The sequence below is a fragment of the Caproiciproducens galactitolivorans genome (assembly GCF_029266045.1).
Taxonomy (GTDB): domain Bacteria; phylum Bacillota; class Clostridia; order Oscillospirales; family Acutalibacteraceae; genus Caproiciproducens; species Caproiciproducens galactitolivorans.
Genome location: NZ_JAJUFJ010000001.1, coordinates 1 through 24479, shown reverse-complemented (window position 1 = coordinate 24479; position 24479 = coordinate 1). Strand labels below are relative to the sequence as shown.

Here is a 24479-nt window from a genome sequence, read left to right as displayed (position 1 = left end):
GAGCAAAAGAACAATTACTTGTCCATACCGTAACGTTTCTTAAACATGTCAACACGTCCACTTGTATCAACAAGCTTTTGCTTACCCGTGAAGAACGGGTGGCACTTGGAGCATATTTCAACGCGGATATTCTCCTTCGTGGATTTTGTTTTAATAACATTTCCGCAGGCGCAAGTGATTGTTGTCTCTTTATACGCTGGATGTATATTTTCCTTCATTCCTGTCACCTCTTTCAATAATACTGCAACTTAACATTAGAATTCTACCATAGCAAGCAATAAAATGCAAGTAAAATATCCGATTTGCGGGAATAATTCTTATGGATTACCTAGGAGCCTGCTGACTCATATACGTTGCGTATTCTTCCAGGCACATCGAATATTCACGCATCTTCACCGCGTTCGCCGTTCCTACGTAGCGAAAATGACGGGGATTAAAAGCCATTCCGGTTAAGGAAGCCTTGTTCTCTGGGTAACGAAGGATAAAGCCATACTGTACGCTGTTTTTCAACAGCCATTTATATTCTTTCGTCGTGGTGAAATCGCCGTTTTCGGGAAGACCCTCGGCGGTAAATTCAACGGCCATCCCAGTCTGGTTTTCATTATAGCCGCCGCGGCCAATCGTATTTTGCACTTCATTTTGTGCCCGCACCTGCGAATAGCCCTGTTTTTTCATCAGATCCTGCACCGCGGCATTATAAAGGCGTTCCTGTTCCTCGGTTGCAACGTAGCCCTTTGTAAGCTTTAATGCACAGCCGTCTGCCTTGGCATCTTCTATCATCTTTTTCAGGGCGGGAACGATTTTTGAATCCACTTTCACGCCGTTAAAGTCTTCTAACTGAACACGAAAATCGGATTTAAGGCCGTTCGACGAATTTACGACCAGTAAATTATAGGAATTATCGTAAACAGGCAATTCCCTGTTTGAAGATGCACTTTTTGAACTTTCCGCAATACTGGCGGAAGCCGGTTTGCTGAACGGCTGTTTCACTTCAACCCAGAACAGAACCGCTCCTGCCGCAACCGAGACACAAAGCGTTACGGCTATAACGGACATCATAATTTTAATTCTTCTCACTTCGTTTGCCTTATACCAGCCGGTACGGCGTTTCACGATCTTTTCCCCGCGTTTACGCACGAATAATTTTCCTCCCTAAACATTCCCTATTTAATAACAAACGGAGACTACTTTCCCCGTTTTCCCTTTAATTCTTATTTTATTGTATATCTTCCATCAAATAAATTCAACTGGTTTCTTCTTTTCAGATTTCTATACAATATGTTCCAATATATTTGATTTATATAGCAAAATGTAATATCATATAAACTGGGTAAGGTTTTTTATTTATATAGATTGGGGTGTGCCTCTTGAGAAAAACAAAAATCATATGCACTCTTGGATCTGCAACGGATAACGGGGACGTTCTCCGCCAGCTTATGCTTGCCGGAATGGACGTCGCCCGATTAAATTTTTCGCACCAAACTGCTGCCGAGCAGAAAGTGCGGGCAGATGCGGTTAAAAAGCTGCGCAGCGAGCTTGGGCTTCCGGTGGCTCTTCTGCTGGATACCAAAGGCCCGGAAATCCGGCTGAAAGAGTTCAGCAAACCAAAAGTCACACTAAATGCCGGCGATAAATTCACCCTTACAAACCGAGATATTGTCGGAAACGAAACGATTGCCTCCGTTACCTTTGACCACCTTCCGCAGGAGGTTGTTCCCGGTGCAAAAATTCTGATTGACGACGGTTTGATTGAATTGAAAGTGGAATCACGTACGGACACCGATATCTACTGCACCGTAATCAACGGCGGCGATGTTTCCGCACACAAGGGCATCAATGTGCCCGGCAGCAAATTATCCCTGCCGTTTATCAGCGAAAAGGACAAGGAAGACATTGCCTTTGCCGTAAAAGAGGATTTCGATTTCATCGCCGCTTCCTTTACGCGCAGCGCCCAAGACATTCTGGATTTGCGCACAGAGCTGGAAAAACATAATTGCCATAAAATCCGCATTATTGCAAAAATTGAAAATTCCGAGGGAGTGGATAATATTGACGAAATTATCCGCGTTTCTGACGGCATCATGGTTGCCCGCGGGGATCTCGGCGTTGAAATTCCGCTGGAGGAAGTCCCGGTTATACAAAAGAAATTAATCAAAAAAGGATACAACGCCGGCAAACAGGTGATTACCGCGACACAGATGCTGGATTCCATGATGAAAAACCCACGTCCTACCCGCGCCGAAACCTCCGATGTTGCCAATGCAATTTATGACGGCACAAGCGCAATTATGCTTTCCGGTGAAACCGCCGCCGGCAAATACCCGATCGCCGCGCTGAGAATGATGGCCACGATTGCGGAACGCACGGAGCGGGATATTGATTATCAATCCCGTTTTCGGAAGCGGGATTTTACCGAACTGCCGAATGTTACCTCTGCGATTTCCCACGCAACCTGCACGACCGCGCAGGATTTGGGTGCGGTAGCTATCATCACCGTATCCAAGTCGGGAAGAACCGCCCGTATGATTTCAAAATACCGCCCGGAATGCCCGATTATCAGCGGCACAACCGACGAAACCGTTCAGCGCCAGATGAATCTGTCCTGGGGCGTAGTTCCGATTTTGGTAGACGAAAAGGATAACACCGACGAGCTGTTCGACCATGTGGTGGACGTTGCGCGTAGCAAGGGGCTTTTGAAAAACGGCGACCTGGTTGTTATTACCGCCGGCGTCCCGCTTGGGATTTCGGGAACAACCAACCTGCTAAAGGTTCATCTGGTCGGCGACGTGCTTGTCTCCGGTATCGGGGTAACAAAAGGTGCCGTCTGCGGAAACCTCTGCGTTTGCAAGGATGAAGATACCGCTATAAAAACCTTTAAAGAAGGGGATATTCTTGTCATCCCGCAGACAAGCAATCGAATCCTGAACATTATTAAAAAAGCATCCGGCATTATCACCGAAAACGGCGGCATGAATTCCCATGCCGCAATCGTCGGCCTAGCTTTGGACAAGCCGGTGATTGTCGCCGCGGAACACGCCACACAAATTTTAAAAAGCGGCACAACGGTTACGCTTGACGCCGCCCGGGCAATTGTGTTCAGCGGAAAAGAAAAATGCGGGGTCTGATTCCTGTTCCGGTTTACAAAAGGCTTGGTTCTGTTCATGTGCGGAACCAAGCCTTTTTGCGTTTTTTTATTTCTTCAAATAATCCGCAAAGGCCATCTTTTCGACGGTATTGCTGTAATATTTTGGACTAATATTGACGGCTTTCAGATACGTTTGCAAATTCTTTTTAATAAGAGCCTGATAATTTTCCTTTGAATAGCGTGAAATCATCTCTTCCGCAATATCTTTATGCGTTCCGCAGAAATCGCGAATGGACGAAGCAAAATAGCCGCCATCCTTCGCCTGTGCAATATCCGTGCATTTTATTGTGCCGCCGCTTTCCACAGCAGTAATTGCCACCGGAAGAACCGCTCCGCCCGTTTCAAAAATCGTGTCGCCAAGCACTCGGAAGTCCTGCATACACACCGTTGCAAACAGCTTTGTTGTTTCACCTTTCTTGTCGCTTCCGTAAAGAACAGGAGCGAAGATGGTAACCGTATCCTCCTCATTTTTCGAATACCGTTCAATTAAAGAAGCATACATGAAATCATAATCGGGGTCGCCGGTTTCCCAATAGACGGCTTTCGGCATTGGAAGCGGATTTAGCGGCTGCAGTTTTTCGTACCATTCCTGCGCCGTATGATAACTGCCTTCGGGAACATTGTTTTTCGCGCCCAGCAGTTCCACACAGATGGCTTTCATCACCTCGCCGCGCAGCCCTTCGGCTCGTCCTTCCTTAAATTCATTCAGCAAATAGAAAAGCGCATCGTCCCCTGATTTGATGATATTCTCATATTCCTTTTGGTGCGCGTTAATATAATCAGCCGGATTGGAACTTTCTTTCGGGGACGATAAAATTATGTTTAGATTGTTCTCTATATTATCTGTATTCCCCGATGCTTGGGACTCAAGCGCGGCCGCATTGCTCGAACGGCCTGCGGAAATGCCGGAAGAAGCCGATTCGGGCTTTCCCGGATTAGGGGCCGAATTGCAGGCAGTAAAGAATACCGTGCACAGGGATAAAAATAGTGCCGCACATTTTTTGCCCGGTCCCTTTGTGCTGAATAACTTCGGAAAACGCATCGTGATTCCTCCCTCAATTCAACGGGCCGGGCAAAGTGCCGGCACGATTTCTTTATTGCTTTTTATTTTGCCTCATAAAAAGCCCGGATGCCAAGATAGGTCATGTAAACGTCCAGCTTCGATACGATTTCAAAAGGAGAATGCATCGACAGGACCGGAACGCCGACGTCCAGAACATCAACATTCAGACTTGCTATGCACAGGGCAACGGTTCCGCCGCCGCCGGCATCAACCTTGCCCAGCTCGCCAATCTGCCAGAGAACGCCGTTAGCCTCAAACAGCCGGCGGATTTCCGCAACGAATTCCGCCGACGCTTCACTAGAACCGCTCTTTCCTCTGGAGCCGGTATATTTGGCCATTCCAATGCCATTATTGATATAGCAGGAATTGTTCGGTTCATATACACTAGAATAGGTCGGGTCATAAGCGGCCGTCACGTCCGCAGAAAGGCATTTGGACTTACTTAAAACATGCTGCGGCTCCAACCCTTCCGCTCTTGCCAGATCCGAAATAAAATACTGCATAAACCGGGAGTTTAAACCGGTATTGCCGTCGCTGCCGATTTCCTCCTTATCGGCCAGAACAGTAAGCACCGTATTCTCCGGGGCCTGTAAATCTAGTGCCGCCATGATTGCCGGATAGGCACAGACCCTGTCATCGTGGCCGTAGGAACCGATCATGCTGCGGTCAAAACCGATATCCCTTGCTTTGAACGCCGGAACAAACTCAATATCGGCGGAAACAAAGTCTTCCTCTGTCATGCCGTATTTGTCATGAATCAGCCTCATGGCATTCAGCTTAAATAAATCGTCGCCTTCGTCGGATACAACCGGGCGGCTTCCCACTACGATATTCAGATTTTCCCCTTCGATCGCTTTGGAAAGCTTCTTTTCATATTGCTCTGCGCTTAAATGCGGGAGAAGGTCGGTAATGCAGAACTGCGGATCGCCTTCCTCTTCCCCAATACAGATTTCCATCGGCGTACCGTCTTTCAGCACCGCAAGGCCGTGCATGGCAAGGGGGATGGCCGTCCACTGATATTTCTTCACGCCACCGTAATAATGGGTTTTAAAGAAAGCGATTTCATCCTTCTCATAGAGCGGATGCGGTTTCAAATCAAGGCGGGGGCAATCGATGTGCGCTGCTGCAATACGGACACCGTTTTTACAGCCGTTCTTCCCGATTACCGCAAGAATCAGGGCTTTCCCGCGGTTGTTGTAATAAACCTTATCTCCTGCATTGTATTTTTTCGCAGGATCAAACGGCACAAACCCGGCGGCCTCCGCCGCTTTCACGCTAAAGCGGACTGCTTCACGTTCGGTTTTGGACTCGTTTAAAAACTTCTTGTAGCCCTCGCAAAATTCATCCGCTTTGCGAACCTTTTCATCCTCGACTTTAAAAAAGGGATTTTTGCGGTCAAGCAGAAGCTCTTCCGACATCTTTTTAACATCTTCCTTGCTAAGCTTAGTCATTCACACTTTCTCCTTTGTCATTAAATTGATAAGTCTTTTTATAATTCTCGTAATTCTTCAGGACGATATTGACATAATTCCTTGTCTCTTCAAAAGGAATTTGGTCAAGCGTAACGCCGTCCTTTGAAATATCCGGATCCTTCAGCCATGCATTTACCGTGCCGATTCCGGCGTTATAAGCGCATAGCGCGGTTGCCTGCTTGCTGTATTTATTGAACAAAATCGACAAAAACTTGCAGCCATAGCGAATGTTGATTTCCGGAGAATACAGATTGTTCTCGGTATATTTTTCATCGCTTTTCAGTTTCGTCTGCAACCAATCGAACGTGTCCGGGGTAAGCTGCATCAGGCCGATGGCACCCGCCCGGGATTTCGCGTCGGGATCAAAATTGCTTTCCGCTTTGATAACGGAATACACCATGGCCGGGTCAAGATGGTTTTTCGTGGCCTCTTTTGCGACAATATCCGAATATTTCAGCGGATAAGCACTTCTCATAAAGTACTTGTATTCACGGTTTAAGAAAAACCAACCAAGCAGAAGCAAAGCCGCTGCTATGGCGCAGATGAATAGGATTCGTTTGTAACGTTTCATGTATAATCTCCAATGATCTGTTCTAAAAGCCGATTGACCGCCGTCTGGATGTCATCCCGGTTCATGACACCGTCCAGCCGGTACCGTGCGCGTTCGTTATAATACGAATTCCCCTTCTGCGCCCCGATACGCGCTTCAGCCAGTTCTTTGGAAATCCCGTCCCGGTTCATAATGCGGTTCAGGCGGATTTCCACCGGCGCGGTAACGGCAACCGTTGTATCGCACAGCGAATCCGCTCCGCTTTCAAACAGAAGGGCGGCGTCAAGGACAACCGCTTTTGCGCCGCTTGTTTTGATGGACGCAATTTGATTCTTGACCATACCCATAATGACGGGATGCGTAATCGAATTTAATTTCGCGGCGCCCTTTTCGCTCGAAAAAGCCCGCTGTGCCAACAAACGACGGTTTAAAACGCCGTCCTGCACAATATCATTCCCAAATTCGGCTTTTAAAGCCGCCAGACATTTTTCATCCGTTACCGCCTGCCGGGCAACCAGATCAGCGTCAATGATTTCACAGCCTGCCCTTTCGAACGCCTGCGCGACGGTTGATTTCCCCGCTCCGGTCGGCCCGGTAAGGCCGATCACCAGTTTACTCAAGACGAAGCACCTCAAATCCGGCCGCGCGGATCAGCCGGTTGTAAACCGCCAGCCCAACGCCTTTGGGTTCGGGACATCGCGCATAGACGGTTTTTGCATGGATTTCATCCAGCCTGCGCAGCGCATCGAAAAGCTCCCGCGCCTGCTCGCCGTAATCGTCTTCCCTTCCGTAGCAGACCACCGGGACCTCCAGCTCCGGGGCTTCTCCGCTGTAGCACAGCGCGGCCGTTCCCGCTTCCTTATGAGCATTTACATACTGTTTATATGCTTCAAAACTGCTGTCAATGATGATTACGTTCGCTTTTGGTGAATAATGCTTGTACTTCATTCCGGGGGAAGCCGCCTTGACGCCCTCGGCAAGCGGTTTCAGCACAGCATTGTCCATCTCGACCTCTCCAAGAACGGCGCGGAGCTGCTCCAAAGTGATTCCGCCCGGCCTTAAAAGCCGCGGCGGTTTTGTGGCGAGCGTAACGACGGTGGACTCCACGCCGACCCCGCAGGCTCCTCCATCCAAAACAGCCTCGATTTTCCCGTCCATGTCGTGCAGGACATGCTCCGCGGTGGTGGGGCTGGGCCTTCCGGAAAGGTTTGCGGAAGGCGCGGCAAGCGGAAGGCCGGATGCGCTAATCAGCGCCTGCGCCGCCGGATGCGACGGGAACCGAACCGCCACCGTTTCCAGCCCCGCGCTCACTTCGTCCGGGATACAGCCTGCTTTCGGCATAACCATTGTCATGGGACCCGGCCAGTACGCTTGTGCGAGCTTTTCCGCCTCCGGCGGAACTTCTCTGACCAGTTTATAAAGCTGATCGAATTTTGAAATATGTACGATCAGGGGATTGTCCATCGGTCTTCCCTTTGCAGCGAAAATCTTTGCAACAGCCTTCCCGTCCAGCGCATTTGCCGCTAACCCGTATACCGTTTCCGTAGGCATGCCAACCAAGCCGCCCTCGCGGAGGATTTGAGCGGCTTTTTGAATATCTTCCGGATTATTTGCATTTAAACGCAGGGTTTGCATTATGAATCTCTCTCTTCTGACTGGTTATCAATCGTATTTTGCAGTTTCGCGGCTCTGTCCGCCGTAATCAGGGCGTCAATAATTTCATCCAGGTTACCGTTCAAAATATCGTCCAGACGGTAAAGCGTCAAACCGATACGATGGTCGGTCATTCTGCCTTGCGGGTAGTTATACGTCCGGATACGCTCCGAACGGTCGCCGGTACCAACCTGGCTCCTGCGCTCGGAAGCAATCGCCGCGTCATGCTCCCGCAGTTTTGCCTCGTACAGGCGCGAACGCAGCACCCGCATCGCCTTTTCCTTGTTTTTGTACTGGCTCCGCTCATCCTGGCATTCGACCACCGTTCCGGTGGGCAGATGCGTAATGCGGATTGCGGAGGAGGTCTTGTTAATATGCTGACCGCCCGCGCCGCTGGAGCGGTAGGTGTCGATCTGCAAATCCTTTGGATTAATTTCAATTTCCACTTCTTCCGCTTCCGGCAAAACAGCGACCGTAGAGGTGGAAGTGTGGACACGCCCCTGCGTTTCTGTTTCCGGAACGCGCTGAACACGGTGGACGCCGCTTTCGTATTTCAGCCGGGAATACGCACCGTGCCCGGTAATCATAAAGCTGATTTCCTTAAATCCGCCAAGCTCCGTTTCGTTTGCGTTTAGGATTTCCGTCTTCCACCCTCTCGATTCGGCGTACATGCTGTACATACGGAATAAAACGGCGGAAAACAGGGCTGCTTCTTCCCCGCCGGCCCCGCCGCGGATTTCAACAATAACATTTCGCTCATCGTTCGGATCACTTGGCAGGAGCAGGATTTTCAGTTCCTCGCTGCACCGTTCAACATCGGCTTTTGCCGTTTGCAGTTCCTCCTCCGCCATATCCCTCAGTTCCCTGTCCAAGCCGCTCTCTTCCAAGAGTTCCTTTGAATCCTTCACGGTTTGGATCGCTTTCAAATATTCGTGGTATTTTTCGACAATCGGAGTAATATTTTTATACTCCTTCATTAACTCCGTATAGGTGGTCTGATCCGCCAAAACAGACGGGTCATAGAGCTTTTGCCCCAGTTCTTCATACCGTTTCTCAAACACTTCTAAATTTTCAAACATTGTTATTCTCCTTAATTTTTATGAATTTAGGAATATTAAGGAGCTACAATTCATGCTGGGGTTCCTCGCGGATGATTTTCTTGATATTCTTTTCGCATTTCAGCCTTGGCACCATGACCTCATGGCCGCAGCCGGTACAGCGGATTTTAAAATCCATGCCGGAACGGAGCACAAGAAAGGTCTTGCTACCGCACGGATGTGTTTTTTTCATTTGCAAAATGTCACCCGGCCTGACATCCATGGCACACACCCCGCTTTCCAGTTCAAATTCTAATAGGACATATATGATATAGTATAGCACTAAACACGCGAGTGGAACAATACATTTTTGATATTTCCTTGCCATTCCACACAAAGGGAAGGTATAATGAAAGGAACAATTCGATAAAGGCCGTGGTTTTATGAATACAAAAGAAGAAATTATCAGGATATTAGAGCAGAACAGCGAATATGTTTCCGGCGAGAAGATCAGCGAGTTCCTGCACATCACCCGTACCGCCGTATGGAAAAATATCAACGCCTTGCGGAACAGCGGATATTCCATCGAATCCGTGACAAACCGCGGTTACAAACTGATAGCCCGCCCTGACAAAATCACCCCGGAAGAAATCGCTTTGGGACTAAAAACAAAGCTTCTGGCGAAAAGAATAGACTGCTACGACCGTATCGACTCTACAAACGAGGAAGCGAAACGGAAAGCGCTTGCAGGTGCCCCGGACGGAAGTCTGTTCGTTGCGGAAGAGCAAACCGGCGGAAAGGGGCGGCTCGGCCGTTCCTGGACTTCGCCCGCCGGGCAGGGACTTTGGTTTACCGTCCTTTTGCGGTCAAGCTTATTACCTTCACAGGCAGCCAATATCACCCTGCTGGCCGGGCTGGCAGTCTGCCGGGCAATTCAAAGAAACACCGGATGCGCCGCCATGATCAAATGGCCGAACGACATTGTCATCGGAAGCAAAAAAGTCTGCGGGATTCTAACAGAAATGGCCGCCGAAATGGACCGGATCGAATATATGGCGGTCGGTATCGGCGTGAATGTTAATAATGAAAATTTCCCAGAGGAGTTGTCTGTAAAGGCAACCTCCCTTCGACTGGAAAGCGGAAGCTTCATCCGGCGCGTACCTCTTTTGCAGGAAATCCTGTTCGAATTGGAAACGGTGCTGAAGGATTTCCCACTCCACACCGAAAGCCTGCTCCGCGAATATAAATCCCGATGCGTTTCCTTGAACCGAAGGGTCGGATTTATAAGGGAAAACCGGAAGATGGTCGGCGTAGCGGAGGATATTTCGCCGAGCGGAGAGCTTATTGTCCGCTGTGACGACGGAACAAAATTCCCGATTTCTTCCGGCGAAGTAACCGTACAGGGAATCTATGGGGAATAAAAAGCCCGCCTAACAGCGGGCTTTTTATATGGTTTTATTTCTTTTTGAAGCTATCTTTTAAGGATACGGAACGGTTAAATATCAGATGCTCCGGCGTGCTGTCGTAATCTAGGCAGAAATAGCCCTGGCGCATAAACTGGAAGGATTTCGGTACTTTCTCGTTAACTAGTGAAGGTTCTACTTTGCAGTTCTGTAATACCTTGAGGGAATCCGGATTGATATGCTCCAGAAAATCGTCCGCTTCCGGATCGGGAACCGTAAACAGACTGTCGTACAGGCGGACTTCCGCGTCAACGGCAGTTTCCGCGTCCACCCAATGGATGGTTCCCTTTACTTTCCTGCCGTCCGGCGTGTTTCCGCCGCGCGTCTGCGGGTCGTATTCCGCATAGACTTCCACAACGTTCCCATTTTCGTCCTTTTTGCAACCCGTGCAGCGAACCACATACGCCGTTTTCAGGCGAACCTCATTGCCCGGGAAAAGGCGGAAATAGCCCTTTACCGGCTCTTCCATGAAGTCCTCCTTCTCAATCCACAGCGTGCGGGAGAAAGAAACCTTCCGGGTGCCGTTCTGCGGCTTTTCCGGGTTGTTTTCCACTTCAAATTCTTCGGTCTGATCCTCCGGATAGTTCGTCAAAACCAGCTTTACCGGGTGCAATACCGCCATGGTACGCTGTGCGTTAAGGTTCAAATCCTCCCGCAGGCAATGCTCTAAAAAGCTGTATTCCACGGTGCTGTTGACTTTCGCCACACCAATGCGTTCGCAGAAATTGCGAATGGATGCCGGCGTGTAGCCTCTGCGGCGCAACCCGCAAAGCGTCGGCATGCGCGGGTCGTCCCACCCGTCGACATAGTGGTTTTCCACCAACTGGCGAAGTTTGCGCTTGCTCATTACGGTATTGTTGATCCCAAGACGGGCGAATTCGATCTGCCTCGGCTTGTACGGCAAATCGATATGGTTAATCACCCACTCGTAAAGCGGCCTGTGATCTTCAAATTCCAAGGTGCAGAGCGAATGGGTAATCCCCTCAAGCGCATCCTCGATCGGATGGGCAAAATCGTACATGGGATAAATGCACCACTCGGATCCTGTGCGGTGATGCTCGATATGGTTAATGCGGTAAATAACCGGGTCGCGCATATTGAAGTTGCCCGAAGCAAGATCGATTTTTGCGCGCAGGGTCATTTCCCCGTCCCGGAACTCGCCCTTTCGCATCCGCTCGAACAAGTCCAGGCTTTCTTCAATCGGGCGGTCACGGTAAGGGCTGACAGCCGGATGGGTCAGGTCGCCCCTGTTTTCCCGCATCTGTTCCGGGGTAAGCTGGCAGACATACGCCAGCCCTTTCCGAATCAAATTGACAGCCATTTCGTACATTTGCGGGAAGTAATCGGAAGCATAGTAAAAACGGTCATCCCAAGAGAAACCGAGCCAGCGAATATCTTCCTTGATGGCGTCAACGTACTCGGTATCTTCTTTTGTGGGGTTGGTGTCGTCCATGCGTAGGTTGCAGATCCCGCCAAATTTTTCCGCCATGCCAAAATCAATGCAAATTGCTTTCGCGTGGCCGATATGAAGATAACCGTTCGGTTCGGGCGGGAAACGGGTATGTACCTTTTTCCCCTCAAACCTTCCTCCCGGAGCAATATCCTCCGCTATGAAGGTCTGAATGAAATTGCTCGAAATCTCGGTTTCTTCCGTATTGCTTTTCTTTTCGTTCATTGTTTTCGCTCCTTATGCTCCCAATTTTTCAAGTCCCAAGCGCAGGCGGCGGATAGATTCCTCTTTGCCGAGAATCGCAAGAATTTCCATTGCCCCTCCCGGCGTTACCAGCATGCCGGCCGCCGCAATGCGAACCGGCCAGAGCAGGGTTCCGTTCTTTACTTCAAGCTTCTGCGCAAGTCCAATCAGCGCGTCGTGGATAACCTCCACCGTCCAGTCGTTAATTTCTTCCAGTACGGGTAGGGCTTTCTTCAGCATCTGCACGGAGTTTTCAAGGTTGGTTTTACTCTTTTTATTGACAAAAAAGTCGGTTGAGTAATTTGGCAGTTCTTTTAAAAACACAATCATTTCCGGAATTTGCGTAAACTTTGTGATTCGCGGCTGCAAAATGGAAGCCAGAACCTTCCAGTTCATTTCTTTGTCAGGAAATACTTCCTTAAAATACGGCATGGCGTTCTGGATAAATTCTTCCTCGCTCATGGCACGGATGTATTCGCCGTTAAACCAGGTGAGCTTATCGTAATCAAAAACGGCAGGGGACTTGCTAATCCCGTCAATGGAGAAATTCTCCACCAGTTCCGGCAGCGTGAAAAGCTCCCTGTTGTCCTTCGGGCACCAACCCAAAAGCGCTATGTAATTGATAATTGTCTGTGGAAGATAGCCTTCCTTCATTAAATCTTCGAAGCCGGTCGAACCATGTCGCTTGGAAAGTTTCGAAACGCTTCCGTCCTCATTTTTTCCCATGATTAAGGGCAGATGGACATAAGTAGGAACCTCCCAGCCGAAAGCCTGATACAGCAGGTTATACTTCGGCGTGGAAGTAAGATATTCGCAACCCCGCACTACATGGGTAATGTGCATCAGATGGTCGTCGATGACGTTCGCAAAATTGTAGGTTGGGTAACCGTCGGATTTAATTAGGATCTGATCCTCAAGCTCTTTATTTTCAATTGTGATCGAACCGTATACAACATCATTGAAGGTGGTCGAGCCTTCGATCGGCATCCGCTGACGGATAACATAGGGAGCACCGGATTCTAAAAGCCGTTCCACTTCCTCTTTGGGCAGGTCGCGGCAATGACGATCATAGCCGCCAGGGAACTCCCCTTCCTTTCCCTCGTGCAGCGCCTCAAGGCGCTCTTTGGTGCAGAAGCAGTAATATGCCCTTCCTTCCCGGACAAGCTGCTCCGCATACGGTTTATAAATATCCTTGCGTTCGCTTTGAATATAGGGGCCGAATTTGCCTCCAATATCCGGTCCTTCATCATGCTTAAGCCCCACTTTTTCAAGTGTTTTGTAAATCACATCGACCGCGCCCGGAACAAGCCTTTCCTGATCGGTATCCTCTATGCGCAGCACAAAAGTGCCGCCCAGCGATTTTGCGATCAAATATTCATACAAGGCCGTGCGCAAATTTCCAACGTGCATAAACCCCGTCGGGCTTGGCGCAAACCTTGTTCGAACTGTTTTTTGCTGCATGAATAGACCCCTCTCATCAAATTAAAAAATTCCCAGTCCTATTCCATTCTTTTCTAAACAGGGCCGAGCCTTAATTTTATAATTATAGCAAATCACAAGCCGTTATTCAATGCGACGCAGCCTGATTTTTATTGTAATAATCAACATATTCCTCCAAACACATATTGAGGGCTTTCATCTTTTTCGCATGTTCCACCCCGACATAGCGGTAATGCCACGGTTCAAATTTTATTTTTGTTGTATGCTGCTTGTCCTTCGGGTAGCGAAGGACAAAGCCATAGTCCTGCGCGTGCTGCTGCAGCCAAGTGAACTCCTTAGTATCACCGAAATTTTCCAAAACGCCGTTCAAATCAACGGCAAGCCCGGTTATATGCTCGCTGCATCCGGGGCGGGCCACCGAACGGGCCGCTTTGCTGACCGCCTCCTCCCGGCTGATTCCATTTTTATAAAACGCCTGAATTTCCTCTGAAAAAAGCTGCCGCTGTTTTTCATAGCTTCTATAGCCCGAGGATATCCACAGCTTGATATTATCCTTTAAAGCGGCGTCGCGCATCTGCTGATAAGAATCGGCAATTCTGGAATCAATATCCACATTAAACTTGTGTACAATATTTGCTTTATACGTTTGAGGCAGTTCATGGTCCAAATTCACTAAAACAAGCCGCCAGTCGTCCGGTTGCTTAAACTCCTGAGTTGCCCCACTAGACGAAGACGAGAAACCCCCATCATCCAGTTTTTCCTGTGTAATCACTTCGGAGCTGCTGCTTTTCGCAGCCGCTGCGGCGGCAAGCCGCATTGCGTCCACGCGTTCAAAAGCCACCACGAAAACAGCGGTTGTCGCGGCCATAAGTGCCAGCTCAACGAAAATAACAGCTAATGCCGATAGTGTCTTTTTAAATCTATGTTTTTCTTGATACATCCTACCACCACCTGGGTTGATCGGTTGGTATTATTATTATAATACATATATCCCTAAAAATGTATCTGCGTTTGCCGGCGTTTCGAAAAGAAGATCGAAAACAGCCGATTTATCGCAAAAGAAACGATCGCGTTAAAAAGCCGCCCAAAATTCCGTATTCAAAAAAGTATATCGGCCTAAAAGCGGTAAAAATTCACTTTTTATTCATTCGAAAAAATATAGCCGCATCACCATTACTGATGCGGCATTCTTCATATTGAGAAATAGCCAAATCTATTTTTCAGTATTCCGAAGCGGCTTGTCCTGGTTTTTCTTGTTTTTCAGCCGTTTGCTTACATCTTCCTTCAGCAAAACATACAGAATCGAACAAATCGGGATATTGATTACCATTCCCAAAACGCCGAACATATTGCCGCCGATGGTTATCGCCGCCAGCACCCAAAGGACGGGAAGCCCGACTTTTGAACCGACAACATGCGGATAAATCAGGTTGCCTTCTAATTGCTGCAGCACAACGAAAAACACCACATACCAAACCGCTTGGATTGGACTGACGATCAGAATCAGCAGGGCACCGATGACCGTGCTCAAAAAGGAACCCACAATCGGGATTAGTGCCATAAACGCTACAAACACGGAAATCAGCAGGGCGTACGGGAATTGGAAAATATTCATTCCGATAAAGCAAAGCGTTCCAAGAATACATGCTTCGGTACATTGCCCGGCAATAAAATTCGAAAAGGCTTTATTCGTAAGGCTGCACAGCCAAACTATACGCTGTGCCTTTGCATCCGGCAAATAAGCATAGAGCACACGCTTTGCCTGCGCCTGCAACTTTTCTTTCTGCGCAAGGATATTCAAAGCAATCACGAAGCTTAAAACAAGCGTAATTGCTCCATGGAAGACATTCGTCGTAACCATTACGGTAGAACCCACCAGGGAGCTGGCGAGCTTTTGACCGTTGACCGCAAGCATCTGGCTGATATTGCTCCAGTCAATGTTCACTTTTCGAAAGTATTCTCCAACATCCGGATATTTATTGCTGATATCGGTCAGAGAATTCTGCATCTGGTTAAAGAAGCCGGGAATATTATTCGTCAGATTTACAATGGTTTTTATCAGCTCCGGCACTACAATAAACAGAATCATGACAATAATCCCAATCACAATCAGCAAAGACAGGAAAATACTCAGCGGGCGGCGTACCTTTGGCCACCTGCGGGTATAACGCCTGTTCAGCGGCGCAAAAAGGCGCGTTTCAATCTGGCGCATCAACACATTTAAAATAAAAGCAAAAGCAGACCCGAGAAGGAACGGCTCAAATATACTGCCCAGAGACCCAGCAAGGTCGGAAAAACGGTGAAGGTTTTGCAGCCCAAGGTAAACAGTAATCCCAAAGGCGATAAGCAGCATTATTTTTTTCATGTTGCTTTTATTGAGTTCCATTTTCGATTCCTTTCTCTTCGTTTTCCAAACATATAAATGTATTATACCATGATATGGATTTAGATTAAACAGTGAATCCTTGCAAAATTCAAATTTTGCAAATTCTTTGCAAATAAAATCTTGACAGTTATACTTTCATATGATAAAATATTAAATGAATAAAACAAACCTTTGACGTGAAGATTAAACCATAATGGGCGCCTGCAGAGAGCGGACGTTGCTGTGAGTTCCGTGGAAATGCCGTATGGTAAATGGATCACTGAGGGCAAGGGGAAAGGCATTAGGCTGAGTATCTAAGACGTAATCCGGCGTTAACGGAAGAAAATGTGTTTGCATTTTCGTTTGAGTGGATTTGTTTTAGGCAAATCAATAAAGGTGGTACCGCAGATTTCAAATCTGTCCTTTTTGCAAAGGGCAGATTTTTTTATTTTCCAGCCGATTTTCATGAGATTGTGAGGGAGGTATGACATGAAAAAGTTTTTAATGGGTAATGAAGCAATCGCAATGGGCGCGATTCATGCCGGCGTGAACCTTGTTTGCGGTTATCCTGGCACACCATCTACTGAAATTCTGGAAACCGTTGCTAAAAACAATGACGGCAGTATCTATGTTGAATGGTCGGTAAATGAAAAAGCGGCAATGGAAGTCGCCGCTGGCGCATCCTATTCGGGTGCCAGAACACTGGTCACCATGAAGCAGGTTGGCCTGAACGTGGCCTCCGACCCCTTGATGAGCCTTGCCTATGTCGGCGTAAAAGGCGGCATGGTGATCGTTTCCGCAGACGACCCCGGCCCGATCTCCTCGCAGACGGAACAGGATACCCGCCATTTTGCACAGTTTGCAAAGCTTCCCGTTTTCGATCCGTCCTCACCGGAGGAAGCCTACGCCATGATCGGGGATGCCTTTGCCTTTTCGGAGGAATACGGTACCCCGGTTTTGTTCCGGCCAACCACCCGCGTATGCCACGGCTGCGCTTCCATGGAAATAGCAGATACAAAAAACGTTCATAAGCCGGAAGGGTTTATAAAGGACGCGAAATGGACGATCTTTCCACGCCTTTCCTATCAGAACCATATAAAGATCGAGAAAAGGAATCCCATTTTAGGTGAAAAGCTTTCTTCCTATCGTTTCAATACCGTTACCGGCAGCGGCACAAAAGGAATCGCAACCGGCGGAATCAGTTACGAATACATAAAGGAAGCGTTAGGCGGCTGCAACGCAAAGCTGATGAAAGTTTCCACACCGCACCCCTTCCCGGAAAAACTCGCATTGGAGTTTCTTCGCGGTCTGACCGAAGTAATGGTGATTGAGGAGCTCGACCCCGTTATTGAGCGAGAACTGATCTTCCTTTGCGGCAAACACCATTTGAATGTCACCATCCGCGGCAAGCTGAGCGGCGATGTAATGCAGGCCGGAGAAAACACGGTGGAGTCGGTAAAATCCGTGCTAAACGGCTATCTTGGTCTGCCCGCTCCCGAAAAAAGCAGGTTCCTCCCCCCGCTGCCGGTACGCCCGCCCGTACTGTGCGCAGGCTGCCCGCACCGCGCCTCCTTCTACGCGGTAAAGCAGGCTATGAAAGGACAAAAGGCCGTTTTTGCCGGAGATATCGGCTGCTACACCCTTGGAAACGCCATGCCGCTGGACATGGTCGATACCTGCCTGTGCATGGGCGCGGACGTAACCATTGCACAGGGTATGCAGCATATCGAACCGGATGTAAAGCATTTTTCCTTTATCGGCGATTCCACCTTTTTCGCCTCCGGTATCACAGGAGTTGTGAACGCGGTTTATAACGAAAGCGATATTACGCTGATTGTGCTGGATAACTCGACAACCGCCATGACCGGACATCAGCCGCACCCGGGAACGGGAAGAACCATGATGGGAAACATCACCGAAAAGGTCAGTATCCCCGCCATCTTAACCGCTGTGGGCGTGAAAGAGGTTTCGGTCGTAAATCCGTTCCATCTTACTGAAGCCATTGAAGCAGTAAAAAAGGCCGCCGCGCACAAGGGCGTGTCCGCTGTCATTTTCCGGTCGCCGTGCATTGCGGTGTCAAAGCCCGTCGCTTCTTATCAGGTGGATTCCGGCACCTGTACCGGCTGTAAAAAATGCATAAAGGAAATCGGATGCCCCGCAATTTCTATGGACAGCGGGAAAGCGCTTATTGAACCTTCCCTTTGCTTCGGCTGTTCTCTCTGCGCACAGGTCTGCCCCTGCGGCGCCATGAAAGGAGTGCGATATTCATGACTGTAAACTGTATTTTGTCCGGCGTGGGCGGACAGGGGACGGTCCTTGCTTCCAAGCTGATTGCGCAGGCCGCCATGGATAAAGGGCTGAACGCCCGTACCGCCGAAACCATCGGGATGGCGCAGCGCGGCGGATGCGTTGTCAGCCATGTGCGTATTGGAAATAAAATCCATTCCCCTATGATTCCGAAACATTCCGCCGACGTCATCATCGGTTTCGAGCCAGCGGAAGCCGTGCGCTGCCTTCCCTATCTGAAAAAAGGCGGCGTTGTGGTTGTGAGCCGCAAGGCAATCCCCCCGGTTACTTCCTCGCTCGGCAATTCGTCTTATAACGGCTCCGAAATGATTGCCTATTTACAAAAGGAAGTGGCAAGGCTGATTGTTGTTGACGGGGAAAAAATCAGTAAAGACTGCAGTTCGGCAAAAGTATTGAATGTCGCTTTGCTGGGCGCGGCCTGTGCTTCGGGAATACTGGGGCTGTCCATGGACGAATTGAAAAACGCAATTTCCAAACGGGTAAAGCCACAATTCATAGAGATAAATAGTAAAGCACTTGAAAAAGGCGCACTAGCAGCGAAAATGACGGTACCACATCATACATAAAAGGGGGCTTCCAAAATGCAAATAAAGCAATCGCAGTTCGACTTAATAAAAGCGCAATTGAAGCATTTAACCACCATCGACGGATTTTATAAAAAAAATCTGGATGGTATTGACATCGGCGCCATTCAGACCCAGTCCGATTTTGAAAAGCTTCCTTTTACTTGGAAAGGCGATCTGCGTGAAGCATATCCTCTTGGGCTCCAGGCTGTTCCAGATGAGGAAATCGTGCGTATCCATTCTTCTTCCGGCACAACCGGAACGCCCGTCATTATTCCTTACACCAAACAGGATGTAGACGACTGGTCCCTGCTTTTCGCCCGCTGCTACGAAACCGCAGGGGTAACCCCGCTTGACCGCGTACAGATTACCCCCGGCTATGGCCTGTGGACCGCCGGAATCGGCTTTCAGGCCGGCGCGGAACGCCTGGGGGCAATGGTCATTCCGATGGGCCCCGGCAACACCGACAAACAGCTCCGAATGATGCAGGATATGAAAAGCACCGTCCTGTGCGCAACCTCCTCTTATGCCCTGCTTCTGGCGGAGGAAATCGCCCGGCGGGATATCGGCCAAAATATCCATCTGAAAAAAGGGATCATCGGGTCGGAACGCTGGGGCGAAAAAATGCGCCGCCGCATTGCCGCGGAACTTGGCGTGAAACTTTATGATATCTACGGCTTAACCGAAGTTTACGGTCCGGGAATCGGCATAAGCTGTGACTATGAATGCGGAATGCATTATTGGGATGATTATGTATATTTTGAAATTGTCGATCCAAAAACAGGAAAGCCCGTTCCCGACGGCCAGATCGGAGAGCTGGTAATCACAACGCTGAAAAAGCAGGGGGCTCCGCTCATTCGCTACCGTACGCATGACTTGACCCGCTTTCTTCCCGGCGACTGTCCATGCGGTTCCCCCTATCCCCGCATTGATACCATTCTGGGCCGCACCGACGACATGATTAAGGTAAAAGGTGTCAATATCTTCCCCAGCCAGATTGAAGAACTGCTGAAAGAGGTTCCCGGTGCTTCCAGCGAATATCAGGTAATGATTGACCATTTGAACGGAAAGGACATCCTTACCCTGTTTGTGGAAAAGGAAACGGGCGCGGATAAGGCTCAATTGGTCAATGAAATCGGCTTTCTTTTTAAAACCAAAATTGGAATTACCGCCGCAATCAAGCCGGTGGAACTGGGTGACCTTCCCCGCAGTGAAAAGAAATCCACCCGGATATTTGACAATCGATATTAGCATTGAATAAGAAGTTTCCTTCCTCCCCCTTAAAAAATACATATTCTAATTCAGCGAGCAAAAGGCTTGTTGTCTGTATATTGCAGATAACAAGCCTTTTTGCCTTGATGCAGCGATTTTTTTCTTTTGCTAACTTATAACCAAAATAGTGCAAAATCAACCATATAGGGATTAAAAAATAAATCGATTTTTCTAAAGCGTAGAATTTCAAGGGCATTTATTGCATACAAAACACATTTTTTATACATTGTAAATATAAAATATTATGATATATAATGAAATTAGAAATATTGCAAATTTCATAAAAAAGGGGATGCAACGAATGAATATTTTATTATTTTTATACTTATTTTCGACTTTTACTTTTCTAACAATCGGTATTCTCGCGTATCAAATGGACCGGCAGAATAAAACAAACAAAGTCTTTCTTTGGAATTGCTTTGCCTTGGCATGGTGGGCATTTATGTACTCGCTCATGGTTTCTGCGCCCAACAGCCAGCTTGCCGCCCTATATCGAAGCATTTCCAGTTTTGCATGGTGCATCCTTTACTGCTGCTTGCTGCATTTCGTATTTATGGTCTCCAAGAGCTATCACTTTATTGATCAATGGTGGAAAGTTTATTTGCTGTATATGCCCGGAATCGTATGTTCTTTTGTTTACCTCGTCCTCCCGAATACCCAGGAAAATTTTGTTCTGTCAGAATCGGGCTTAGGATGGGTATATATCTCAAATGCCAAAAGCTCCTCTGTGATTTTTGACCGGTGTTTCGACACATATTGTTTTATCTACCTGCTGTTTACGATTCTCGTTTTATACAGATGGAGAAAAAACACAAAAATAAAAAGAGAAAAAAAACAGGCGACGGTTATTCTAGGCTCAATGAGCATTATTGCACTTCTTGGGTTCTGTACGGATTTGATTCTACCGCAAATCCAGTCCGCTGTTTTACCTCCTGTCAGCGTAATTCTCACCACCGTGCCCATGATCGCAATTTTTTTCGCGATGAACCGCTATAATTTTTTAAATCTGTCCCCGCAAAATCTCGCTCTGGAATTTGTAAGCATCATGAATGAAGGCCTAATAGTGCTGAATGAAGAATACCAAATTCTGCAAATTAACAGGGGCGCGCTGGAAATGCTGCAATACTCAGAAGCGGAAATCAAAGGGAATTTTATTACGAAAATACTGCCCGATATCGGAAATTTGAGGCACATCTTGACGCAGTATAGTGTAAAAACATACCTGAAAAATAAACAAAACAAGTCCATCCCGGTTTTGCTTTCCTATTCCATATTGTATGACCAATTCGGCGACCGGAGCGGAGCCGTAATGATCTTTCAGGATATCTCGGAAATGAATAAAATTCAGGAAAATCTGGAAGAAAAAGTTTCGGAGCTCGAAAAAACGAATATTGCGCTGAACAATGAAATTATCATGCGCAAGGAAGCTGAACAACGAATCGCGGCGTTAGCTTACTATGATCCGCTGACCGGACTGCCAAACCGCCGCTATTTAAGCGAAAAAGTAAATCAGATAAAAATGTCGAAAGACAAAAAACAATCGTACGCCATCCTTTCCCTTGACCTTGACAAGTTCAAAAATATTAATGATACACTGGGCCATCAAGCAGGAGACGAATTGCTAAAAAAGGTTGCGGAACGCCTCCTGACCTTGGATCCCGAAGTGAATACCGTTGCCCGGATGGGAGGGGATGAATTTCTAGTACTTTCCCAAAATGTATCGGATCGAAAGGATCTTGAAGCAATCGCAAGGCAAATTATCGCTATGATACACGAGCCATTTTTCATTTTCAATCAGCAAATCAACATTACCACTAGCGTAGGAATCTCTATCTATCCCGACGCGGGCGAGGAAATAGCGGAGGTCATGAAAAGCGCCGATATTGCCTTATACAAGGCAAAAGAATTAGGAAAAAACAAATACGTAATCTGTACGCCGTCTCTAAAAAAACGTATTGTGGAAGAAAGAACCTTAACGGATCAACTGCATTGCGCCTTGGAAAAAAAGGAGTTTGAAATTTTATATCAGCCTGAGATCAACACGGCGACAAACACAATCATTGGATTTGAAGCATTGTTAAGGTGGAACCACCCTACCCTCGGGCAAATTGAGCCGTCTAAATTTCTTCAGATTGCGGAAAAGACCGGACAAATCATACAAATCGGAGAATGGGTGCTGTATACTGCCTGCAAACAAAATAAAATCTGGCAGGACAAAGGGTTAATTACCGTCCCTGTTTCCGTCAATTTGTCTGAGAAGCAACTTTTAAAAAAGGATTTTGTAGCTCAGGTAAACCATATATTAGAAGAAATTGGACTGGAACCACAATATTTGGTATTGGAGATTAAACAATCCGCGATTATGAAGGAAAACACATTCATTCTCGAGACTTTGGAAAAAATAAAAAATTCCGATATCAATGTTTCCATCGACGACTTTGGAAAAAAGTACACTTCCTTTGCTTACCTGAAATCGCTTCCGATCGACAGAATAAAAATTGCAAGGGAATTCCTGAAACAGGTGGATTATTTGGACACTTCCATCATCCAATCCATCGTAAAATATTTGCACATTCTTGATTTTGATGTCATGGCAACCGGAGCGGAAACAGAAAAGCAGATTGACTTTCTCAAAAAGGTAAACTGCCATGAAATTCAGGGCTATTATTATTACAAACCGATGATGGCATCTGAAATTGAAAAAATACTGGTAAAATCAAATAAGATGGAACGTATTTCCTGATCAAATAATTTACACATACATATTAAACAAAATTCTTGATCAATAACCCTTAGCAGCTGTTGGTCAGGAATTTTTCCTCATGGAAATTTAACTGGTAAGCAAACGGATCCCATTACGATTACTGCATAAAAATCGCATGATTATTCATATCAAAAATGTAATATAATGTCAAAACATAGGGTAATTTAGAATTGAATGACATATTTTTACAAAATTCAAACTATTTTTGCAAATTATCATGTGATTTTCATTTTAATTTAATGCAGTAGTAATATGTTAGTATTATCATTTAGCAAAATTATTCCAAATGAAAGGATGTTTAACATAATGAAATCAACCGGAATGGTAAGACGAATAGATAATTTGGGGCGTATTGTCATTCCCAAGGAAATACGCTATACAATGCATATCCATAACGGAGATCCCCTGGAAATATATACAGATTCCCAGGGCAGCGTAATATTTAAAAAATATTCTCCGGCAGGCGAGCTGTCTGCTTTTATGCAGCAGTATGGAGAAGTTCTTTCCAAATACTTGAATCGTCCCCTGCTTATCTGTGATCGTGACCGCGTGATATCTGCAGCGGGCATTTCCCGGAGGGAATACCTTAAAAAAGGCATTACACCGTGGGTGGACGAACTTATGCAGAACCGCAAAAGCTATGTCTATAACGGAAAATCCCAGCTCAAGCCTGTGGAAGAAATGAATCGGAATGCTGCAATGATCACACCGATTGTTGCTAGTAGTGATGTTGTCGGCGCTATTATTCTTTTGCAAAACGGACAAGAAGAGGCTCCTAGCCAAACGGAAATCACTCTGGTACAAGTAGCCGCAACATTTCTCGGTAATCAAATGGAGAAATAATCGTTTTTTTAATCTTTGATTCTACAAATGATTGCGAAATTTATTGAATTTTTCCATCCTTTGTGCAGCATTTTCGATTAAGCAAACCAGAATAACTCGCCATATTTTACAGTCTCATTTTTCTGTTATTCAAACACATTTCCGATTCGCTGTATATAATGTAATCCATTTACACATAGCCTGCAGCGTCAGGATAGTTGCGTTGCGGGCTGGTGTCCGATTACACTACAGCTCTTAAATATAATTTTTCTGCGAAGCTGCCTCCAGCAAATAGATGGCAGCTTTATTTCTGGAATATCAAAAAGATATTATTTTTTGATTATAAAGATTTAAATTTCCGTAAGGACGCATGTATTTTGCAGATTATGAAGGATTAATGCTTGCAATTCTCAATAAATTATGATAGAATATTTTTCGTTGCGAATCCGGGTGTGGCGCAGTTGGTAGCGCGCTTGACTGGGGGTCAAGAGGCCGTGAGTTCAAGTCTCGCCACTCGGACCATTTTAATACCCGCATGAATGCTGGATTCCCCAGAGTTTATGCGGTTTTTATTTTATTGAAACGCGTAGTAAATACGTAGTAATTTTTATATTTACCGTTTTTAGGAGTTTTCATCATCTTGCTCAGATTATAACTGCTATAGAATTTTATAATTGTAATTTTCAAACCTATTAAACTAGAATCCCATAAAGCAAACCATCCCCCGTCAGCCAATTTGGGAGTGTTCCAGATAAATCAGCCAACGGGGGATGGTTTTGTTCTTTGAAAATTTTATTGCTTTATATTTGAATTTATCGAAATATATTATATAATAGGTATAAAATTTATATAGGTAATTTCAAAATTAAT

20 protein-coding genes and 1 tRNA gene are annotated in these 24479 nt (G+C 46.8%); 8 read left to right on the top strand and 13 right to left on the bottom strand.

The annotated features are described in order from the left end of the window. Positions 1–14: 14 nt before the first annotated feature. Together rpmE and P9B68_RS00100 are read right to left on the bottom strand one after the other, a co-directional pair. A complete protein-coding gene (gene rpmE, locus P9B68_RS00105; protein ID WP_135660057.1) occupies positions 15–218 on the bottom strand; it encodes a 50S ribosomal protein L31 in 204 nt (67 codons plus the stop codon). 106 nt (positions 219–324) lie between these two features. Further along, a complete protein-coding gene (locus P9B68_RS00100; RefSeq protein WP_277668243.1) occupies positions 325–1137 on the bottom strand; it encodes a M15 family metallopeptidase in 813 nt (270 codons plus the stop codon). A 230-nt stretch (positions 1138–1367) separates the two neighbouring features. On the opposite strand from P9B68_RS00100, the gene pyk reads away from it, so the two are divergent. Next, entirely contained in the window at positions 1368–3125 is a 1758-nt protein-coding gene (pyk, locus tag P9B68_RS00095; protein ID WP_277668242.1) for a pyruvate kinase, read from the top strand. A gap of 66 nt (positions 3126–3191) precedes the next feature. Here pyk and P9B68_RS00090 read toward each other — a convergent pair whose 3' ends face one another. The 7 genes from P9B68_RS00090 to P9B68_RS00060 all read right to left on the bottom strand — a co-directional run bounded on the left by P9B68_RS00090 (position 3192) and on the right by P9B68_RS00060 (position 9203). Next, positions 3192–4187, bottom strand: coding sequence for a hypothetical protein (locus P9B68_RS00090; RefSeq protein ID WP_277668241.1), 996 nt, complete (start codon positions 4185–4187; stop codon positions 3192–3194). Positions 4188–4249: 62 nt separating this feature from the next. Further along, positions 4250–5659: an aminopeptidase gene (locus tag P9B68_RS00085; protein WP_135660064.1), complete on the bottom strand. Its 1410-nt coding sequence runs from the start codon at positions 5657–5659 to the stop codon at positions 4250–4252. After that, positions 5652–6251: a lytic transglycosylase domain-containing protein gene (locus P9B68_RS00080; RefSeq protein ID WP_135660066.1), complete on the bottom strand. Its 600-nt coding sequence runs from the start codon at positions 6249–6251 to the stop codon at positions 5652–5654. The genes P9B68_RS00085 and P9B68_RS00080 overlap by 8 nt, the downstream gene beginning before the upstream one ends. Further along, positions 6248–6850: a dephospho-CoA kinase gene (gene coaE, locus P9B68_RS00075; RefSeq protein WP_167875201.1), complete on the bottom strand. Its 603-nt coding sequence runs from the start codon at positions 6848–6850 to the stop codon at positions 6248–6250. Before coaE ends, P9B68_RS00080 begins: the two co-directional genes overlap by 4 nt. After that, positions 6843–7865 carry an L-threonylcarbamoyladenylate synthase gene (locus P9B68_RS00070; protein WP_277668240.1) on the bottom strand — a complete coding sequence of 341 codons (1023 nt, stop codon included), beginning with the start codon at positions 7863–7865 and terminating at the stop codon, positions 6843–6845. The genes coaE and P9B68_RS00070 overlap by 8 nt, the downstream gene beginning before the upstream one ends. After that, on the bottom strand, positions 7865–8962 hold the full coding sequence (gene prfA, locus P9B68_RS00065; protein WP_135660071.1) for a peptide chain release factor 1: 1098 nt from the start codon (positions 8960–8962) through the stop codon (positions 7865–7867). Before prfA ends, P9B68_RS00070 begins: the two co-directional genes overlap by 1 nt. A 43-nt stretch (positions 8963–9005) precedes the next feature. Beyond that, complete coding sequence (locus P9B68_RS00060) at positions 9006–9203, bottom strand: DUF951 domain-containing protein (RefSeq protein WP_135660072.1); 198 nt, start codon at positions 9201–9203, stop codon at positions 9006–9008. Between the two features lie 160 nt (positions 9204–9363). On the opposite strand from P9B68_RS00060, the gene P9B68_RS00055 reads away from it, so the two are divergent. Then, positions 9364–10341: a biotin--[acetyl-CoA-carboxylase] ligase gene (locus P9B68_RS00055; protein ID WP_277668239.1), complete on the top strand. Its 978-nt coding sequence runs from the start codon at positions 9364–9366 to the stop codon at positions 10339–10341. A gap of 34 nt (positions 10342–10375) precedes the next feature. On the opposite strand, the gene P9B68_RS00050 is transcribed toward P9B68_RS00055, so the two are convergent. The 4 genes from P9B68_RS00050 to P9B68_RS00035 all read right to left on the bottom strand — a co-directional run bounded on the left by P9B68_RS00050 (position 10376) and on the right by P9B68_RS00035 (position 15902). Next, positions 10376–12058 carry a glutamine--tRNA ligase/YqeY domain fusion protein gene (locus P9B68_RS00050; protein WP_277668238.1) on the bottom strand — a complete coding sequence of 561 codons (1683 nt, stop codon included), beginning with the start codon at positions 12056–12058 and terminating at the stop codon, positions 10376–10378. 12 nt (positions 12059–12070) lie between these two features. Continuing rightward, positions 12071–13537 carry a glutamate--tRNA ligase gene (gltX, locus tag P9B68_RS00045; protein WP_277668237.1) on the bottom strand — a complete coding sequence of 489 codons (1467 nt, stop codon included), beginning with the start codon at positions 13535–13537 and terminating at the stop codon, positions 12071–12073. Positions 13538–13643: 106 nt separating this feature from the next. Beyond that, complete coding sequence (locus P9B68_RS00040; RefSeq protein WP_135660080.1) at positions 13644–14456, bottom strand: M15 family metallopeptidase; 813 nt, start codon at positions 14454–14456, stop codon at positions 13644–13646. 273 nt (positions 14457–14729) lie between these two features. Continuing rightward, a complete protein-coding gene (locus P9B68_RS00035) occupies positions 14730–15902 on the bottom strand; it encodes an AI-2E family transporter (RefSeq protein WP_135660082.1) in 1173 nt (390 codons plus the stop codon). Positions 15903–16370: 468 nt separating this feature from the next. Between P9B68_RS00035 and iorA the strand changes: the two genes are divergently transcribed. The 6 genes from iorA to P9B68_RS00005 all read left to right on the top strand — a co-directional run bounded on the left by iorA (position 16371) and on the right by P9B68_RS00005 (position 24131). Then, on the top strand, positions 16371–18152 hold the full coding sequence (gene iorA / locus P9B68_RS00030) for an indolepyruvate ferredoxin oxidoreductase subunit alpha (RefSeq protein WP_277668236.1): 1782 nt from the start codon (positions 16371–16373) through the stop codon (positions 18150–18152). Further along, positions 18149–18754 carry an indolepyruvate oxidoreductase subunit beta gene (locus tag P9B68_RS00025; protein WP_277668235.1) on the top strand — a complete coding sequence of 202 codons (606 nt, stop codon included), beginning with the start codon at positions 18149–18151 and terminating at the stop codon, positions 18752–18754. The genes iorA and P9B68_RS00025 overlap by 4 nt, the downstream gene beginning before the upstream one ends. A gap of 15 nt (positions 18755–18769) precedes the next feature. Next, a complete protein-coding gene (locus P9B68_RS00020) occupies positions 18770–20002 on the top strand; it encodes a phenylacetate--CoA ligase family protein (protein WP_135660088.1) in 1233 nt (410 codons plus the stop codon). Between the two features lie 265 nt (positions 20003–20267). Then, positions 20268–22766 carry an EAL domain-containing protein gene (locus tag P9B68_RS00015; RefSeq protein WP_135660090.1) on the top strand — a complete coding sequence of 833 codons (2499 nt, stop codon included), beginning with the start codon at positions 20268–20270 and terminating at the stop codon, positions 22764–22766. 327 nt (positions 22767–23093) lie between these two features. Continuing rightward, on the top strand, positions 23094–23630 hold the full coding sequence (locus tag P9B68_RS00010) for a stage V sporulation T C-terminal domain-containing protein (RefSeq protein ID WP_135660118.1): 537 nt from the start codon (positions 23094–23096) through the stop codon (positions 23628–23630). A 425-nt stretch (positions 23631–24055) separates the two neighbouring features. Then, positions 24056–24131, top strand: a tRNA-Pro gene (locus P9B68_RS00005). Positions 24132–24479 lie beyond the last annotated feature (348 nt).

Excerpts from the sequence above, each read along its gene's own strand:
- P9B68_RS00070 (WP_277668240.1), bottom strand. The coding sequence starts at position 7,865 with ATGCAAACCCTGCGTTTAAATGCAAATAATCCGGAAGATATTCAAAAA.
- P9B68_RS00060 (WP_135660072.1), bottom strand. The coding sequence starts at position 9,203 with ATGGATGTCAGGCCGGGTGACATTTTGCAAATGAAAAAAACACATCCG.
- P9B68_RS00025 (WP_277668235.1), top strand. The coding sequence starts at position 18,149 with ATGACTGTAAACTGTATTTTGTCCGGCGTGGGCGGACAGGGGACGGTC.
- P9B68_RS00090 (WP_277668241.1), bottom strand. The coding sequence starts at position 4,187 with ATGCGTTTTCCGAAGTTATTCAGCACAAAGGGACCGGGCAAAAAATGT.
- prfA (WP_135660071.1), bottom strand. The coding sequence starts at position 8,962 with ATGTTTGAAAATTTAGAAGTGTTTGAGAAACGGTATGAAGAACTGGGG.
- P9B68_RS00035 (WP_135660082.1), bottom strand. The coding sequence starts at position 15,902 with ATGGAACTCAATAAAAGCAACATGAAAAAAATAATGCTGCTTATCGCC.
- P9B68_RS00085 (WP_135660064.1), bottom strand. The coding sequence starts at position 5,659 with ATGACTAAGCTTAGCAAGGAAGATGTTAAAAAGATGTCGGAAGAGCTT.
- gltX (WP_277668237.1), bottom strand. The coding sequence starts at position 13,537 with ATGCAGCAAAAAACAGTTCGAACAAGGTTTGCGCCAAGCCCGACGGGG.
- P9B68_RS00080 (WP_135660066.1), bottom strand. The coding sequence starts at position 6,251 with ATGAAACGTTACAAACGAATCCTATTCATCTGCGCCATAGCAGCGGCT.
- P9B68_RS00050 (WP_277668238.1), bottom strand. The coding sequence starts at position 12,058 with ATGAACGAAAAGAAAAGCAATACGGAAGAAACCGAGATTTCGAGCAAT.
- P9B68_RS00055 (WP_277668239.1), top strand. The coding sequence starts at position 9,364 with ATGAATACAAAAGAAGAAATTATCAGGATATTAGAGCAGAACAGCGAA.
- P9B68_RS00040 (WP_135660080.1), bottom strand. The coding sequence starts at position 14,456 with ATGTATCAAGAAAAACATAGATTTAAAAAGACACTATCGGCATTAGCT.
- iorA (WP_277668236.1), top strand. The coding sequence starts at position 16,371 with ATGAAAAAGTTTTTAATGGGTAATGAAGCAATCGCAATGGGCGCGATT.
- rpmE (WP_135660057.1), bottom strand. The coding sequence starts at position 218 with ATGAAGGAAAATATACATCCAGCGTATAAAGAGACAACAATCACTTGC.
- P9B68_RS00020 (WP_135660088.1), top strand. The coding sequence starts at position 18,770 with ATGCAAATAAAGCAATCGCAGTTCGACTTAATAAAAGCGCAATTGAAG.
- P9B68_RS00010 (WP_135660118.1), top strand. The coding sequence starts at position 23,094 with ATGAAATCAACCGGAATGGTAAGACGAATAGATAATTTGGGGCGTATT.
- P9B68_RS00015 (WP_135660090.1), top strand. The coding sequence starts at position 20,268 with ATGATATATAATGAAATTAGAAATATTGCAAATTTCATAAAAAAGGGG.